The following is a 16,199-nucleotide window of genomic DNA, read 5'->3' on the forward strand; positions in this document are numbered from 1 at the left end:
ATTTCTCTGTGAGCAAGTTACGTAGCAGTTCCGTGAAAATCAAGGAAAGATTGGCAGCGATTGCGCCGTGTATCGGATACCGACGCACGAATGGACGACAGCTGGAAAAAGACAGCCTGGCCGGTAAAAGATGGGCGTTACAAGCGTGCTGTCAGAATGGCTTTCATCTGCGACCGATCAAGCCCCACTGGATTGTTCTTGTTGTGTGCTTGGTCAAGAATATGAGGAAGGTCACCAATGCGCATGCCATATTGTCCCAGTCGCGGGATCCGCGTGCGTTCGATCCAGTCATCGAGCGTATCGACCAATCGTTGGCAGTCTATTTGCGGCGAAGCGGGCGATTGGCCACTCAGGATGACGCCTGCCTGTGCGTATTTGGCAAGCACTGTGGCGTGTTTTTCTGGGTCTGCCTGCAACGCCTCGATCGTTCGGCGCGTCGTTTCGCCCAGCAGTGTGCCGCAGACTTCGCCATGCGGCATCGGGATGGCGCCGCCGATCGGCCCGGCAAAGCCATGTACCAGCCCGAGGCCCGCGTTGGCCAGTACGATGCCTGAGAGCAGCGCAGCGTAGGCCATGCGGGCACGCGCGTCTAGATCGTCGCCACATTCGTAGGCGCGCAGGAAGCCGTCGGTGACATGGCGCAGGCCGCTCAGGGCCAGCGCGTCGGTCATGGGCGAGGCCTGCGTCGAAACATAGGCCTCAAGCAACTGGGTCAGCGCATCAAGGCCGCAGGCCGCCGTAACGGCGGGTGGGCAGCCCATGGCCAATTCGGGGTCGATGAGGGCGAGGTCGGGCATGAAGCTGTTGTGCCGCAGCGAGCGCTTGAAGCCGTGTTCGCCGATGATACTGAGCACCGCGTTCTTGGTGGCCTCTGCGCCGGTGCCGGCGGAGGTGGGCACGGCGGCGAACAGTATTTTGCGTCCGTCGTGCTGGCGCGTGGCCATGCCTTCGAGAAAATCGCGTACCGAGCCTTCCTGCGGCAGCATCGCAGCAATAGCCTTGCCCGCGTCAATGGCGCTGCCGCCGCCGATGCCGATAACCCAATCCGGGCATTGCGCGCGGAAATCCGCCGCGACCGCATCAACGAAATCCGGTGACGGCTCGCCGCGGAACGAGACGACATCGACGTGGATATTTTCCGCCGCCAAGCCTTGTAGTAACCGGGCGCAATGCGGCGAGGCCCGGAACGAGGTCGTTCCCGTCACCAGCAGGACGCGGCTGCAGTTGCGATGCAGCAAGGCCGGGAGTTGTGCCAGTTTGCCTGGACCAAAGTGGATCTGCGGAGTGTGGGAAAAGATGAAGTTGGTGTTCATGGCGGATCTTACGGTCGATGTGTTCTGTTTTTCCTGTCTTGTCGATTGCCGTTGCGTATGGATTCGTGCTCAATCGGTGGCCAGCGTGCGCAGAGGATGCGCGGTCAGTCCTTCAGCCAGCCAGCCGCGCATACCGGTTGGTAAAACATCAATGACGGCCTGCGCGGCCTCATGTGTCGGAAATTCAGCAAATATGCAAGCGCCGGAGCCGGTCATACGCGCCGCACCAAAGTGACTAAGCCATGCAAGATATTCTGCTAGCACCGGGAAATGCCGAACGGCAACGGGTTCCAGATCGTTCCGCCCAAAGCCCGGAGACCAGGAAATATTGCGGCTTGATGGAATGGGCGGCGTGTTGCGCCGAAGTTCCGGAGCGGAAAAAATGTCAGCTGTGGGAATGCTGATCGGTGGTTCCAGTACGACGTACCAAGCGGGTGGCAGGTCGATGCCATGTAGGATTTCGCCGACGCCTTCGGCAAAGGCATTGCGCCCAAACAAAAAAACAGGGACGTCCGCGCCGAGCGAGAGCCCCAGCGCCTGCAAGCGCTGGCGCGGCAGGTATAGACGCCAAAGATGGTTCAATGCCAGCAATACGGTGGCTGCATCGGAACTGCCGCCGCCAAGACCACCGCCCATTGGCAGGCGTTTCTCGACATGGATGTCGACGCCCTTCCGGCATCCGCTGACATCGCGCAGCAGGCGCGCCGCGCGCAGACACAAATCGGCCTCGGGAGGAACGCCGGGCAATGGCTTGACAAGATGCAGTTTGCCGTCACGACGCGGAGAAAAGCGCAGGCTGTCGCCATGATCGATGAAGCGAAAAAGCGTTTGCAGCAGGTGGTAGCCGTCATTGCGTCGGCCGACGACATGCAGGAAAAGGTTAAGTTTGGCCAACGCCGGATAAACGCTGTCCCAGTGCCAGCCGGCCCGGTGTGCCGCTGGGTCTGCAGGCAAGCTCATGGCGTGCCAGCTTCAGCGGGCAGAGGCTGCCAGGTATCGACGATCAGGCGCAGCTCGAATTCCTCCGGACGCTGTGCATGAATCCGGCGCGGAAGCGATTGCGGGTTGGTGTCGGCATATTCATAGTCGATCATCCATCCGTCGAGGCGCAAGTGCGTCAGGCGCCCCGATTCGTCACGGCGCGTTTCACCTGCATCGGAGCGGGCGGGGCGAGCACGAATCCAGTCGGCCAAACGTAAGAGCGGCAGGGCGTAGCCGAGCACTTCCTGTGTCAGTGTTTCCGCATCTGGAGCCGTGAAAGTCTTGCCTTCCGCTGTTGACAGGCGCGCCCCCTGCGCATCCTGGACAATTTCTGCAATGCCCTGTCCTAATGGGGATGAGAGGAGAATTTCACTGGATGCGCTCGCCCCAGGCGTACTTGCCGTGGCCGACTCGTATTTCCAGTACAAGCGACCGGAATGGCGCTGCTCCGCTTGCATGTGCGCAAACTGCGTGAGTGAAAAGCGACCGTTCAGGATAAAGCCGTTAAGTTTGTGATCTACCGACGTGGCGTCTGGGACGGGAAGAAAACGGGCGCAGCCGGTCAGGAATAGAGCCATAGCCAGCCAGCAGGCCGCCATGATGCGGCATAAGGGCGAAAACAATGTCATGGCAATCTTTTGTCCGGATGTGCTCAGGGCAGGAATTTTTTGATGATGCTGTTCAGCGTTTCGTTATCGGGATGCTGTTTCTGCATGTCCTGCCACAATGTACGCGCTTCGTCCTGGCGCCCCATTGCCCACATGACTTCGCCCAAATGGGCGACGACTTCCGGGTCATTGTTTTTGGCACGCGCCTTTTCGAGGTAATCGAGCGCGCCGGGCAGATCGCCTTGCCGATAGCGCACCCAGCCCATACTGTCGAGAATGTAGAAGTCGTCCGGCGAGAGCTTGTACGCTTTCTCGATCAGCGCGCGCGCCTCATCCAGACGCAAGTTACGGTCGGCCAGCGAATAGCCGAGCGCGTTGTAGGCCAGCGGGCTGTCGGGTTGCAGGCTGATGAGTTTACGCAGACGGCGTTCCATCAGGTCGAGACCGTCGAGTTTTTCCAGTAGCAGCGCGCTTTCATACAGCAGACCAGGTTGTTCCGGCTGGGCATTGAGTGCTTTTTCGAGCAGCGTAAAGGCGGCGCGGTATTGTTTGGCTTCGCGCAATAATCCGGCTTCGGCAATCGTCAGCTGAACGCGCTCCTGCGCCGTTGTACTAGGCGCATCGCGCAACTGTGCACGCGCTTCGTCGAGACGCCCCTGATTGGCTAGCAGATATGCCCGACGAATCTGCGCCGATATGAAATGCTCGCCGGCAAGAACCTTGGCGTAATTGTCGAGTGCTTCATCGACGTGTTTGCCTTCTTCAGCAAGCTGTCCGAGGAAGAAAAAGGCCGTATTCTTGTCCGCTTCCGGAAGCGTCAGCAGGTGCTTGAGATGTTTCTCAGCCTCTGCCCAGTTTTTTTGTTGCAGGGCGACGAGCGCCGTGGAAAACAGAATTTCCGGATTGTTGGCGTTGTCCTTGAGTATATTTTTGAACTGTCGCAGCGCCTCGTCGTAGCGTTTGGCGCTGACCATCAACCGCGCCAACTGAATTTGCGCCTCACGTGCTCGCGGATTTTTATTGACAAAACCTGAGAGAAAGTCGATGGCTTCCTGCGTTGATGCGCGGAACAGGATCTGCGTTTGCAGCAGCGCGGCTTTTTCCCAGTCCGGCCGCAGTTCAAGTGCGTGGTGTGCTTCAGTGCGGGCGCGTTCATTCTGGTCGGCCGAGGCGGCTATGACGGCGATGGCGTAATGCGCCTCAGCCATATTGTCATAGGGGCGGCTGACCGTTTCGGCAATGTTCAGCGCCGTTTGCCGGTCGTTGAGCTGCGCCAGTAGGGGCGGAAGCCCCAGCAGAATGTCGGCGCGTTTCGCTTCATCCAGTTCGAGCAGGTGCGACAGGGTGGGCGCCAGCTCGTCGGTCTGCCGGGCGATAGCCATGACGCTCGCCTGAAGCTCGTAGGCTTTTACCGATTGGGGGTCATGTTCCGTCCAGAGACGTGCAGCGTCCAGTGCAACGTCAATCTGTCGGCCGTAAAGGGCGATTTCGATCGTGCGTTCGAGCGCTTCGGGATCGTGCGTGCGCAAGGCAAGATCGGCGTAGGCCGAGCTGGCCAGCGAAGGATTTCCGCGCCGCAAGGCGATTTCCGCCAACAGCACCTGGAACACGGTTTGCCCGATCTGATTGTCGTCGGCGTTGGTGAGGCTGTCGTCTGTAGAGGGGCGGGAGATGCGCGGCGCGCGGCGCGCATGCTGGCGCGTTCTGCCGGTTTTTTTATCCGCAGACGGGGCGGAGGATGCTGTTTCTTTGGGTGTGTCGGCGCGCTGCCCCATTGGCTGGGAAGGTTCCTGTTCGCCCGCTGTCTGCGCCAGGAAGCCGTCGGAAAATGACAGGGAGGGCAGCGCCAGTACGGCGACCAGCGCCGCCGGTACAAGAAAACGGTAAATGTTGCTATATGTTTCCATAGGATGAATATTACCCGCAACAACTTGTTTTTACAGCTTGTTTTTGCACATTAATGTCAGATTTCCAGCAAAAGTGTATGGCGCAGGATGCACGAAGACGGCGCTATACTTTGCCGCGACGAAATTGTATCTGCGATGCTGCATATCAGGATGTATTAGTGAGCCGTCGTGCGCGTTGGCGTGGCAATCCAAGGAATGCTGTTTCAAATGGATTGGTATTCTCGGCAGATCGCCGGCGGGCAGTTTGTACGAGCAGCGTGTGCCGATATTATTGAGTTTTCTGGGAGGTTTCAATGCCGGAACTGCCTGAGGTCGAGGTTAGCCGCCAAGGGTTGCTGCCCTATCTGGTTGGGCAACGCATCGAACGCACCATTTTTCGCGTCCCGCGACTGCGTCGCGCATTGACCGAGGATTTGGCTGCGACGCTGGTCGGACAGCGCATTGTCGCCATTGCGCGGCGTGGCAAATACCTGCTGTTCGACTGTGAAATTCCGGCGGCTGGCCGGGGTGAGGCACGGGATGGAGATGGAATGACCGATGGCGGGAATCAGCATGGCTGGCTGATCGTCCATTTGGGGATGTCGGGGAGTTTGCGCCTTGTGCCGCCGGGAACGACCTGGCAGAAGCATGACCATGTCGACCTTGTTTTTGCCGATACCGTCCTGCGTTTCCGTGATCCACGCCGCTTTGGGCTGCTTGCTTGGCATCCAGGCACGGATATTTATGCCCATCCCCTGCTTGCCGCCCAAGGGGTCGAGCCGCTTTCGCCGCAATTTGACGGCAGCTGGCTTTACGCTGCGACGCGTCGGCGCACCGCACCGATCAAGCCGCTCTTGATGGATAGTCATTTGGTTGTCGGCATCGGCAACATCTATGCGGCGGAGAGCCTGTTCTTGGCAGGAATTTCGCCACTGCGTCGCGCCGGTCGGCTGACCCGAGCGCAGTGTGTGCGTCTGGCCGAAGCCGTTCGGATGACACTATTGCGCGCGATCGCCGCTGGCGGTAGCAGTGTGCGCGATTATGTGCATAGCGATGGCGGTGCAGGCAGCTTCCAGATGCAATGCGCAGTCTATGATCGCGCGGGCGCGCCCTGCGTCGTTTGCAGTACGCCGATCCGGTGCGTGCGCCAAAGCGGGCGCAGCAGCTTTTACTGTCCGCAATGCCAGAAGTAGCAAAGAAACGGCGATCGCTGGGTGATCGCTACCCCGTCAAAGCACTGCCTGTGGTGGATTGCCGTGAACCGGCGGCGCGTTTTCCGTATTTTTGGGGTGTCGCATATGTGACGTATTTGGGACATATCGATGCGCCAAGCGAATAGGGCATGATGGATTAAAAAGAATCGTGTTACATTATGGACAAAGAGTGTTTCATATTGTTTCTCGTACATTTTCTGCTTTTTTCCGCACTTTCGGCCTTTCTGACTCATGACACTCACTCAGCAATTTGCCGCCTATACGCATTGGCGCTCGCAGCTTGTCGAGGGAATCGATCGCTACAAGCGCTGGCTGGCGGAAAACGAGCTTTCCGATGCGCAGACGGGGCAGCGTTTCGCCCGCCTGCTTGAAAAACTGCACGAAGATCGTCTTTACGTCGCTTTCCTCGCTGAGTTTTCGCGTGGCAAATCGGAACTGATCAACGCCGTTTTTTTCGCCGAATATGGCCATCGCATGCTACCTTCGACGGCTGGGCGCACCACGATGTGCCCGACCGAGCTGCTGTTCGATCCCGGGAAAGTGCCTTGTATCGAGCTGTTGCCCATTGAAACACGCGGCTCGGGACTGGGGGTGGGAGAATACCGGCGGTCGCCGGAAGCCTGGAGAACGGTTCCTCTTGATATCGAGTCGCCGGAGGCCATGCACGCTGCTTTGCGCGCGGTGAGCGAAGTGTTGCATGTGCCACTGAATGTGGCCAAGGCGCTCGGGTTTGCCCAGAATGCAATGGATAATACGGCGTTGGATATCGCCGCGGACGGCTCGGTGGAAATCCCTCGCTGGCGTCATGCCATCATTAATTTCCCCCACCCGCTCTTACAGCAAGGGCTGGTGATTCTCGACACGCCCGGTCTGAATGCGATTGGCGCTGAACCGGGGTTGACGCTATCGATGCTGCCCAATGCGGATGCGACTATTTTCGTCCTGTCGGCCGATGCGGGCGTCACGTTGTCCGACCTGACTATCTGGAAAGACTATATCAGTGCATCCAGAGGGGGAAGTAAAGGCCGAATGATCGTGCTCAATAAGATCGATGGCTTATGGGATGAATTGCGCTCGCCCGCTGAAATCAACGCCGAAATTGACCGCCAGGTGAGTACATGCGCAGTGACGCTGGGCGTGCCGACGGCGCAGATTTTTCCCGTCTCGGCGCAAAAAGGACTGGTCGCCAAAATCAACGGGGACGAAGCCTTGTTAGCCCGCAGTCGCATCAATGCGTTCGAGAATGCGTTGGTCAACAAGCTGATTCCGGCCAAACGCGAGATCGTGCGCGAAAATACGCAAGCCGAATTTGCCGACATTGATCTGCGTGCGCGTAACCTGCTTGAAGCGCGGCTCTCCGAGCTAGGCGAACAACTCGCAGAATTGACCGAGCTGCGCGGCAAAAACAAGGGGGTTGTCGGATACATGATGAATAAAATCCGTGCCCGCAAGGAAGAATTCGAGGCCGCGCTGGAGCGTTATTATGCGGTGCGCAGCGTATTTTCCCAGCTCTCGAACCAGCTGTATGGTCATCTGGGCGTCGGAGTGGTGCGTCGATTGGCAACGGCGACGCGCGATACGATGAACGAGGCGAACTTTTCGAAAACGCTCTCCAATGCGATGAGGCATTTCTTTCTGGTAATACGCGGCAATCTGGATCAGGCCGAGCGCGATGTTCAGGAAATCCACGCCATGCTCGAGGCGGTTTACCGGAAGTTCGTCGTCGAGCATAGTCTCAAGTTGGATACGCCGATGACCTTTTCGCTGACGCGCTATCAAAGGGAAATCGACCGGCTGGAATCCTGGTGCGACACTCATCTGAATACGGCGTACCAGTTCGTGACGCATGACAAAACGAGCGTCATGCAGAAATTTTTTGGGGAAATTGCCGTACAGATGCGGCACAATTTTGAACGCGCCAACCGCGATGCCGAGCTATGGCTGAGAACTATCATGGCGCCGATGGAAGTCCAGGTGCATGAACGCCAAAAACAGCTCAAGCAGCGCCTCAGCAGCATCAAGCGCATTCATCAGGCGACCGAGACGTTAGAAGAACGGATTGATGAACTTCGTCAGGCCGAAAGCGATCTACTCCAACAGCAGCAAAAAACCGAGCGGATCGCGCAGGATGTGTTGCAGGTATTTGCCCGGCAGCCCGCAGGCGTGCCGGTCGGCACCGCGCATGTCCGGGCGGCGTAGTCCGTAGTCATTGATTGCGCCGATATTCGATACGGCGCGGGGCGTTCCGTTTCGCGCAGGGTGCTAGTCTCTGGGGCTCAGGTGCCGCTGGTCAGCTGCTCATATTTGGCCCACAGCTGCTCGTCGCTTTCGACACAGTTTTCATCCTTGATGATGGCATCGACCGGGCAGACTTCCACGCATTGCGGCGTGTCGTAATGTCCGACGCACTCCGTGCACCGGCTCGAATCGATGACATAAATTTCATCACCTTGTGAGATCGCCACATTCGGGCATTCCGGCTCGCATACATCGCAATTGATGCAGTCGTCGGTGATTATCAACGCCATGAAGAAAACCCTCTTTCCTTAAAACTAAAAATCAGGTGCGCCGCAAGGCCGCTACCTTGCTGGTCAGACGTTCCTTGACCAGCGGATGAACGAATTTGCCCACATCGCCGCCCAGTGAGGCAATTTCACGTACGAAGGTCGCCGAGATGAAGGTAAATTGCTCGCTGGGGGTCAGGAACATGGTTTCGACCTCAGGATAGAGGTTTCGGTTCATTCCCGCCATCTGAAATTCGTACTCGAAGTCCGAGACGGCACGCAGACCGCGCAGAATAATCTTGGCGCCTTTTTGGTGTAAAAAGTCCATCAGCAGGCCATCGAAGCCGCAGACTTCGATGTTCGGATATGGCGCGAGTACGGCTTGAGCCATTTCCGTACGCTCGTCAAGCGAGAAAAATGGCTGCTTCGTCAGGCTCGCAGCAATGGCGACGATGACGTGATCGAAAATCGCGGCGGCGCGGCGTGCAATGTCCGCATGTCCGCAAGTGATCGGGTCAAAGGTGCCTGCGTAGATTGCTACCCCTTTATCCAGAGCCATTCGCTCAACCCCTCCGCATCAAATGAAAATATACCTGGCCGGCATGCCCTTGGCGCACGGTTTGCCATGCGCCACAAACGGACAGCGCCTGTTCGGCTTCGATATAGACTGCCCCGTCATCGGCAACCAGGCGCGGCAAAAGTGGTTCGATACGCTCGATCCAGCCTTGCCGGTATGGCGGATCGAGGAAAACCACATCAAAACGAGGTGCTCGCGCATCCCGAGAGGAAGCGAATTCTAGCGCATCTGCGCGTAAAACCTGAAGGCGTTGATCGGCATCGAGCATGCGTGCATTGGCGGCCAGCGCCGATGCGATTCTGGGGGTGCGTTCGACCATGATGACACTGGCCGCACCGCGTGAAGCCGCCTCAAACCCCAGCGCGCCGCTACCAGCAAACAGGTCGAGGCAGGTACGCCCGTCCAGACTCTGCCCGAGCCAGTTGAAAAGCGTTTCGCGCACACGATCCGGCGTCGGGCGCAGCCCCTCCGCATCGGGAAAGCATAAGCGCCGTCCCCGCCACCGGCCGCCGATGATGCGCAGGCTGTTCATGAACGCATGATGTGCGTTTTATTTTTACTCGGCCCCCACCAGCACCGTGACCAGGCGCTTGAGATCGACGTGGCGGGCAAAGGCGGCCTTGATATCGGCGGCGGTCACTTTCTCGATATTTTCCGCATAGTGGTCGAGATAATCGAGTGGCAGACCGTAGAAACCAATGATCGCCACGTTGTCGAGGATTTTACGGTTGGTGTCCAGATTCAGCGGAAAGCTGCCAATCAAATTTTGTTTGGCAGCCTTAATTTCAGCTTCATTCGGGCCATCGCGCAAAAAGTCGGTGAGTACTTTGTGCGTGAGCGCCAGCGCCTCATTTGCCTGCGTTTTCTTGGTTTGCAAATTAATGCGGAACGGACCGGGGTGCGTCATCGGAATGAAGTAACTATGGACGCTGTAAGCGTAACCGCGCATTTCCCGCACCTCTTTCATCAGGCGCGACACGAAACCGCCGCCGCCCAGCGTGTAGTTGCCGACCTGCAAGGCAAAAAAGTCCGGGTCGCCGCGTTTGAGCGCCTGTGTGCCAAGCATCAGGTGAGCCTGTGCCGACGAGGGGTGCGCGATGCGTTCCTCTTTGCCGGATGGGGGGGGCGGCGAGGCGATCGTTGTCCCTTGCTCACTGGTTGGCAGCGCCTCGGTCAGGTGCTGTGCCAAGGTTTCGGCCTGTGCCCGCGTTACGTCGCCGACGATCGATACGACGGCGCGCCGGGCGGTGAAATGCTGGTGGTGATACTCAGCCAAATCGTTGCGCTGCACGGCGGCGACGGATTCCGGTGTGGCCGAGACGCCATAAGGATGGTCGGGGTAGAGCGCCGCCCAGAATGCCCGGTTGGCGATCGTATCGGGCTGTGTCAGCGATTCCTTGAGCGCGGCGACTGAACGCGCCTGTTCGCGCTCAAAGACGGCTTCCGGAAACTGCGGCGTGCTCAGCACGGCGCGCAGCACGTTAAGTGCCGGCGTACGCTTGTCTTCGGCCGAGAGTGTGCGCAGGCCGATCGAGGCACGCTCGCGGTCGATGTTGCCGGAGAGCATTGCGCCCAAATCGGCCAGCCGGTTCGAAATCGCGGTTTCATCCATGCCCTCTGCACCGAGGTCGATGACCGTCTGGGTTAGCGCGGCCGTCCCGGCTTTTCCCGGCGGATCGTAGGCCGTGCCGGCGGCAAAATCGATCTGGACGTCGAGCATTGGCAGGGCGTGCGTCTCGACAAAAAAGACACGCGCGCCGGAGGGCGCTGTCCAGTGCTGGATGGTGATGCCTGCCCGCGCCAGCGGCAGGTTCAGGCAAAGCAGGGCGCAGAGCAGCGCTCTGCCGAGGATCTGGGGGAAGCCGAAAGGTTTGGAATGTTTCATCGCAATTATCCGCAAGCGTTTTTTAGGTGGCGTTTCAGGCCATGTCAATGGCGGGTGGAAATCGTGCTCTTGCGCGACGTCTTGGGCAGGGGCTGCGGATCAAGTTCCGCGACGGTCAGCCGATCGTCACGAAAATATTTCTTGACGACTTCGCGCACCTGTTCGGCCGTGACGGCCTGTAGTTTTTCAAGAATGCGGGTCTCTGCCGTATAAGGGATACCAGCGGTTTCCAGCTGACCGATTTCCATGGCTTGTGCGAACATGGAATCGCGTTTGTAAATTTGGCTGGCGACAAGTTGCGCCCGCGCCCGCACCAGTTCTTCGGCGGTAACGCCTTCGCTGGCGATGCGCATCAATTCAGCGCGGAAACCAGCCTCCAGTTCAGCGCGTGTTTTACCTTCGCTCGGCGAGCCGACCAGATAGAACAGCCCCGGCCCGCGTGAAATGGCGTCGTAGCTTGTGCCGGCGCTGACCGCGAGCCGCTGCTCGCGTACCAGACTGCGCGTGAAGCGCGCCGCGTCGTGACCGTCGAGCACGGCCGCCAGCATTTGCAGCGCATACGGTTCGGTGTCCTTCTCGACATCGCGCAATACCGGCGTTTTATAGGCGAGAGCGACGACAGGCAGTTCAGCAGGCGCCTTGACCGTCAGGCGGCGGATGCCATCCTGTGCCGGTTCGATCTGCGGCTTGCGTTCGGGCAACGTGTGCGGCCGGATGGGGCCGTAGTGTTTTTCGGCCAGCTGAAAGACCTCGCGGTGGTCAACATCACCGACGACGACGACGAAGGCGTTGTTCGGTGCGTACCAGCGTTCGTACCAGGCGCGCGCATCGCGCACGGTCATGTTCTCCAGATCGTTCATCCAGCCAACGACCGGTGTGCGGTAGGGATGCGCCTGAAATGCCGTTGCTGTCAGTTGCTCGAAAAGCCGTGCCTGCGGCTGGTCATCGGTACGCAGGCGGCGCTCTTCCATGACGACCTTGATTTCCTGTGCATACTCTTTCGGATCGAGCGTGAGATGGTGCATGCGATCGGCTTCCAGACGCATCATCTGCGCCAGTTTCTGTTTGGGGATCTGCTGGAAGTACGCCGTGTAGTCCTTGCTGGTGAAAGCGTTGTCGCGCCCGCCCGCTGCGGCGACGAGACGGCTGAATTCGCCGGCGCCGACGCTTGGCGTGCCCTTGAACATCATGTGCTCCAGCAGATGTGCCACGCCCGTCGTGCCGTTATGTTCGTCCATACTGCCGGCGTGATACCAAACCATGTGGACGGCTGTCGGTGCGCGCCGGTCTTCCTTGACGATGATGCGCAGTCCGTTGGCCAGTTTGTATTCAAATGGATTGGACAGTGCCGTTTGCGGCAGGCCCGCCAAAGACATGCCAAGCAAGGTCAGCCAAGCCGTTTGGTGTAAGGAGCGATATAAAATGCCACGTAATCCAGACATACCCATCAATGCCTTCTGTTAGAATCGAAAAATCCAAAATGGATGGTGGCATTATCTTACCATTTTGAACCTTGGCATCCCGGTGCAGGCAGATCGTCCCTGAAGCCGACAACGGGGCGCAGACAGATTCTTGCAGACTGACAAACGCCGTGCTCTATGTTTAGTTTCTTCAAAAAATCGCCGCCTCCGGCAGAGGAAGCAACGACGCCGGATGCTGCGCAGCAGACACCGGAAGAACCGCAGCCGCCCAAACTTTCCTGGCGCGAACGGCTTAAAGCCGGGCTGGCTCGCACGCGCGCCCAGTTCAGCAGCCAGCTCAAATCCGTGTTTTCGCGCGGCAAGGTTGACGATGAACTGCTCGAGGAACTTGAAAGCCTGCTGCTAACGAGCGATGTTGGCATGGAGGCGACGGCGCATCTGCTCGCGGCGCTCAAGGCGCGCGCCAAGCGGGATGCGCTTGATTCTCCGGCAGCCATCCAGCAGGCGCTGGCCGATGCGCTGCTCGAATTGTTGCAGCCGCTGGAGCAGCCGCTCGATACGTCTTCGCCGCGTCCTTTTGTCATCATGGTCGCCGGCGTCAATGGCGCGGGCAAGACGACGTCGATCGGCAAACTGGCGCGATATTTCCAGTCGCAAGGGTTATCAGTACTGCTGGCTGCGGGAGACACCTTTCGCGCTGCGGCGCGCGAGCAGTTGCAGACCTGGGGGGAACGCAACGGCATTACGGTCATTGCGCAGGAATCAGGTGATCCGGCCGCTGTCGTTTTTGATGCGATCTCGGCGGCTAAAGCGCGCGGTATCGATATCGTGCTGGCCGATACGGCCGGACGCTTGCCCACGCAATTGCATCTGATGGAAGAAATTGCCAAGGTGCGCCGCGTCATCCAGAAAGCCGACCCGAGCGGGCCGCACGAAACCTTGCTCGTGCTGGACGCCAATTTTGGCCAGAATGCACTGGCGCAGGTTCAGGCTTTTGACAAGGCCATTGCCGTCACCGGCCTCGTTCTCACCAAGCTCGATGGCACGGCCAAGGGGGGCGTCGTAGCCGCCATTGCCCGCCAGTGTCCGAAGCCCATCCGTTTCGTCGGTGTGGGTGAGGGCATCGACGATCTGCGTCCTTTCATCGCGCGTGATTTCGTCGATGCGCTGTTTGCGCAGGAGTAGGGAGCTGGCGTTGCAATGATTACGGCCAATGTCGTCTGCAAACGCTATCCGGAAGGGATTGAGGCGTTGCGTGATGTCAGCTTTACGATCGATGCAGGCGAAATGGTCTTCATCACCGGCCACTCCGGCGCTGGCAAGACGACGCTGTTTCGTCTGCTGGCGGCGATCGAGCGGCCGACATCCGGCAGCATCGTCGTCAATGGCCAGAATATTTCCGCACTGCGGCGTAGCGCTATTCCTTATTTAAGGCGAAATTTCGGCCTTGTTTTTCAGGATCAGAAATTGCTGTTTGATCGTAGCGTGCTGAATAATGTCCTGCTACCGCTGGCCATCATCGGCATGACGCCGAAGGAAGCACTGCGCCGGGCGAACGCCGCACTCGATAAAGTGGGTTTACTCGATCGCGCCAATGCCAATCCGGTGGCGCTTTCCGGTGGCGAGCAGCAGCGGCTGGCGATTGCCCGCGCCGTTGTCAACCGCCCGGCAATCCTGCTGATCGACGAACCGACGGCCAATCTTGACAGCGCATCGGCAGCTGCGATTCTTGATATTTTCCGCGCTTTTCATCAGGTCGGAGTGACGCTGATCATCGCCACGCACGATCCTCTGTGGATGGCGCATTTCGGGTCGCGTCGGCTGCATTTGGAGCATGGCCATTTGCAGGAATATACGGAAGAAAGGCTGGCGGAAGCCGGCGAGTATCCGCATGACCTCCCGCATGATCCGGCGAACGGGTTGAATACAAACAAAGGTGCCGAAGTGAACGAAGATCACGGGAAAAAGGCATGAGACGCTTCTTTGCCCAGCACCTTGCCGCGCTGCGCGATGCCTGGCGACGTTTGGTGAGCACGCCGCTCAACAGCCTGCTGTCGTTGATCGTCATCGGTGCGGCGCTGACATTGCCGAGCGTTGGCTGGGTGGTGTTGGACAATCTGCGCGGCGTCGGTGATTACAGTGCGGGGATTCCGCAGATCAGTCTGTTCATGACGCGCGATGCCGAGCCGGCGGATGTCGCCGAAATCGAAAGCCGTCTGCGCGAGGCTAAGGCAGGCAACTGGCGTTTTGTCTCGCGCGAAGAAGCGCTCAAGCGCATGGCCTCGAACGAGGGCATGGCCGAGATCGTCGCCAATCTACCTCGGAATCCGCTGCCGGATGCCTTTATCGTCGAACCGGACGACCTGCATTTGGAGGCGCAGGAAGCGCTGGTGACACGTTTTTCCGCATGGCCCAAGGTTGCACATGTACAGATCGATTCCGACTGGGCGCGCCGTCTCGATGCCTTCTTGCGCCTCGGCAAACTGTCGCTGACGTTGCTGGCGGGGTTGTTTGGCGGTGCGCTGGTCGTTGTCACTTTCAATACCATCCGTTTGCAGATTCTGGCCCAGTCCGACGAAATCGAGGTGGCTAAACTGATCGGTGCGACGGATGCCTTCATCCGTCGCCCGTTCTACTATTTCGGCGCGTTACAGGGCGCGCTCGGCGGGTTGTTCGCCGCGGCGCTTGTCTGGCTGGGCGTTTATTTGTTGACGCCCGTCATTCATGAGATCGTCGCGCTTTACCACGGACATTTTGTGCTGTCCGGTCCCGCGGCGCGCCAGGTCGCCGTATTGGCGGGGGTTGGGGCGGCGCTCGGCTGGATCGGCGCATGGCTGTCTGCCGCGATTCATCTACATAAAATTGGTTGATGGGCGGAGCCGGCGGATATGGAAAAATCACCGACCTCTTCCGCTGTACGCTGGCGTGCTTACCTGAGCAATAACTGGCCCGCCGCGCTGGGTCTGGCGGTGGCGCTGGCCGTCGTGATTTTTCTGCTGGTGCAGAGCGTACTTCGCATTGCCGGCGGCGAGGCGCCAGCCGGGGTCGTCAATGCGCTGCTGGGCGGCGTAGCGGCAGCAGCAGCGACGGCATTGGGCGCGTTGCCGGCCATTTTGTTGCGCGGCATTTCGCAAAAACTGGAAGACAGTCTGCTTGGCATGGCAGCCGGCATGATGCTTGCCGCCAGCGCATTTTCGCTGATTCTGCCTGGGCTTGACGCGGCCGAAACAATGCTTGGGAGCAAGGTGGGGAGCGCCGGCGTGGTGGTGACCGGGATGGCTCTTGGCGTCATGCTCATGCTCGGGCTGGAGCGCTTTACGCCGCACGCGCACGAGGTGATCGGAGTGTCCGGCCCGGGTTCGGAGCGTTATGGGCGCGTTTGGCTGTTCGTGTTTGCTATTGTGCTGCACAATCTGCCGGAGGGCATGGCGATTGGCGTGAGTTTTGCACGTAACGACCTTTCCGTCGGTTTGCCGACGACGCTGGCTATTTCCTTGCAGGATTTGCCAGAAGGATTGGCGGTTGCTCTTTCGTTGCGCTCGATTGGCTTTGGCGCCTGGCGCTCAGTACTTGTAGGCGGCGCCAGCGGCCTTGTCGAACCGCTGGGCGCTCTACTGGGCATCGGCTTGTCAAGCGGCTTTGCGCTGGCGTATCCGACGGGACTGGGGTTGGCGGCAGGCGCAATGATCTTTGTCGTCTCGCACGAGGTGATTCCCGAAACCCACCGCAACGGCCATCAGACGATGGCAACGCTGGGGCTGATGGCAGGCTTTGCCCTGATGATGGTGCTCGATACGGTGCTTGGCTAGT

At 59.1% G+C, this 16,199-nt stretch carries 15 protein-coding genes; 6 read left to right on the forward strand and 9 right to left on the reverse strand.

Annotated elements, in window-relative coordinates; genetic code table 11:
- Positions 1-137: 137 nt before the first annotated feature.
- The 4 genes from ABCS64_RS01160 to ABCS64_RS01175 form a co-directional block, all read right to left on the reverse strand.
- A complete protein-coding gene (locus ABCS64_RS01160; protein ID WP_418890111.1) occupies positions 138-1,313 on the reverse strand; it encodes an iron-containing alcohol dehydrogenase in 1,176 nt (391 codons plus the stop codon).
- A 69-nt stretch (positions 1,314-1,382) separates the two neighbouring features.
- A complete protein-coding gene (ispE, locus tag ABCS64_RS01165; protein WP_418890112.1) occupies positions 1,383-2,273 on the reverse strand; it encodes a 4-(cytidine 5'-diphospho)-2-C-methyl-D-erythritol kinase in 891 nt (296 codons plus the stop codon).
- A complete protein-coding gene (gene lolB / locus ABCS64_RS01170; protein ID WP_418890113.1) occupies positions 2,270-2,923 on the reverse strand; it encodes a lipoprotein insertase outer membrane protein LolB in 654 nt (217 codons plus the stop codon). The genes ispE and lolB overlap by 4 nt, the downstream gene beginning before the upstream one ends.
- Before the next feature lie 23 nt (positions 2,924-2,946).
- Positions 2,947-4,809 carry a tetratricopeptide repeat protein gene (locus ABCS64_RS01175; protein WP_418890114.1) on the reverse strand — a complete coding sequence of 621 codons (1,863 nt, stop codon included), beginning with the start codon at positions 4,807-4,809 and terminating at the stop codon, positions 2,947-2,949.
- Between the two features lie 293 nt (positions 4,810-5,102).
- Here ABCS64_RS01175 and mutM point away from each other — a divergent pair, with 293 nt between their 5' ends.
- Complete coding sequence (gene mutM / locus ABCS64_RS01180; protein ID WP_418890115.1) at positions 5,103-5,981, forward strand: bifunctional DNA-formamidopyrimidine glycosylase/DNA-(apurinic or apyrimidinic site) lyase; 879 nt, start codon at positions 5,103-5,105, stop codon at positions 5,979-5,981.
- Positions 5,982-6,233: 252 nt separating this feature from the next.
- The gene (locus ABCS64_RS01185; RefSeq protein ID WP_418890116.1) at positions 6,234-8,201 is read left to right on the forward strand and encodes a dynamin family protein; all 1,968 of its coding nucleotides are present in this window, start codon (positions 6,234-6,236) and stop codon (positions 8,199-8,201) included.
- 77 nt (positions 8,202-8,278) lie between these two features.
- On the opposite strand, the gene ABCS64_RS01190 is transcribed toward ABCS64_RS01185, so the two are convergent.
- Genes ABCS64_RS01190 through ABCS64_RS01210 form a run of 5 tightly spaced genes read right to left on the reverse strand, consistent with a single transcriptional unit; the run spans position 8,279 to position 12,410 of the window.
- Positions 8,279-8,530, reverse strand: a complete 252-nt coding sequence (locus ABCS64_RS01190) for a YfhL family 4Fe-4S dicluster ferredoxin (RefSeq protein WP_418890117.1) — start codon at positions 8,528-8,530, stop codon at positions 8,279-8,281.
- A 31-nt stretch (positions 8,531-8,561) separates the two neighbouring features.
- A complete protein-coding gene (gene coaD, locus ABCS64_RS01195; protein WP_418890291.1) occupies positions 8,562-9,059 on the reverse strand; it encodes a pantetheine-phosphate adenylyltransferase in 498 nt (165 codons plus the stop codon).
- A gap of 10 nt (positions 9,060-9,069) precedes the next feature.
- Positions 9,070-9,615, reverse strand: a complete 546-nt coding sequence (gene rsmD / locus ABCS64_RS01200) for a 16S rRNA (guanine(966)-N(2))-methyltransferase RsmD (RefSeq protein ID WP_418890118.1) — start codon at positions 9,613-9,615, stop codon at positions 9,070-9,072.
- Between the two features lie 24 nt (positions 9,616-9,639).
- Positions 9,640-10,968 (reverse strand): M16 family metallopeptidase, encoded by a 1,329-nt coding sequence (locus ABCS64_RS01205; RefSeq protein ID WP_418890119.1) that lies wholly within the window; start codon positions 10,966-10,968, stop codon positions 9,640-9,642.
- A 44-nt stretch (positions 10,969-11,012) separates the two neighbouring features.
- Entirely contained in the window at positions 11,013-12,410 is a 1,398-nt protein-coding gene (locus ABCS64_RS01210; RefSeq protein ID WP_418890120.1) for a M16 family metallopeptidase, read from the reverse strand.
- Positions 12,411-12,566: 156 nt separating this feature from the next.
- On the opposite strand from ABCS64_RS01210, the gene ftsY reads away from it, so the two are divergent.
- From ftsY to ABCS64_RS01230, 4 genes are read left to right on the forward strand one after another with little or no spacing between them, the layout of a single operon-like run.
- The gene (gene ftsY, locus ABCS64_RS01215; RefSeq protein ID WP_418890121.1) at positions 12,567-13,574 is read left to right on the forward strand and encodes a signal recognition particle-docking protein FtsY; all 1,008 of its coding nucleotides are present in this window, start codon (positions 12,567-12,569) and stop codon (positions 13,572-13,574) included.
- Positions 13,575-13,589: 15 nt separating this feature from the next.
- Entirely contained in the window at positions 13,590-14,363 is a 774-nt protein-coding gene (locus tag ABCS64_RS01220) for a cell division ATP-binding protein FtsE (RefSeq protein WP_418890122.1), read from the forward strand.
- Positions 14,360-15,259, forward strand: coding sequence for a permease-like cell division protein FtsX (gene ftsX, locus ABCS64_RS01225; RefSeq protein WP_418890123.1), 900 nt, complete (start codon positions 14,360-14,362; stop codon positions 15,257-15,259). The genes ABCS64_RS01220 and ftsX overlap by 4 nt, the downstream gene beginning before the upstream one ends.
- 18 nt (positions 15,260-15,277) lie before the next feature.
- Entirely contained in the window at positions 15,278-16,198 is a 921-nt protein-coding gene (locus tag ABCS64_RS01230) for a ZIP family metal transporter (RefSeq protein WP_418890124.1), read from the forward strand.
- The last annotated feature ends 1 nt before the right edge of the window (position 16,199 follow it).

The sequence above is a fragment of the Dentiradicibacter hellwigii genome, assembly GCF_041770905.1.
Lineage (GTDB): Bacteria > Pseudomonadota > Gammaproteobacteria > Burkholderiales > Rhodocyclaceae > Propionivibrio > Propionivibrio hellwigii.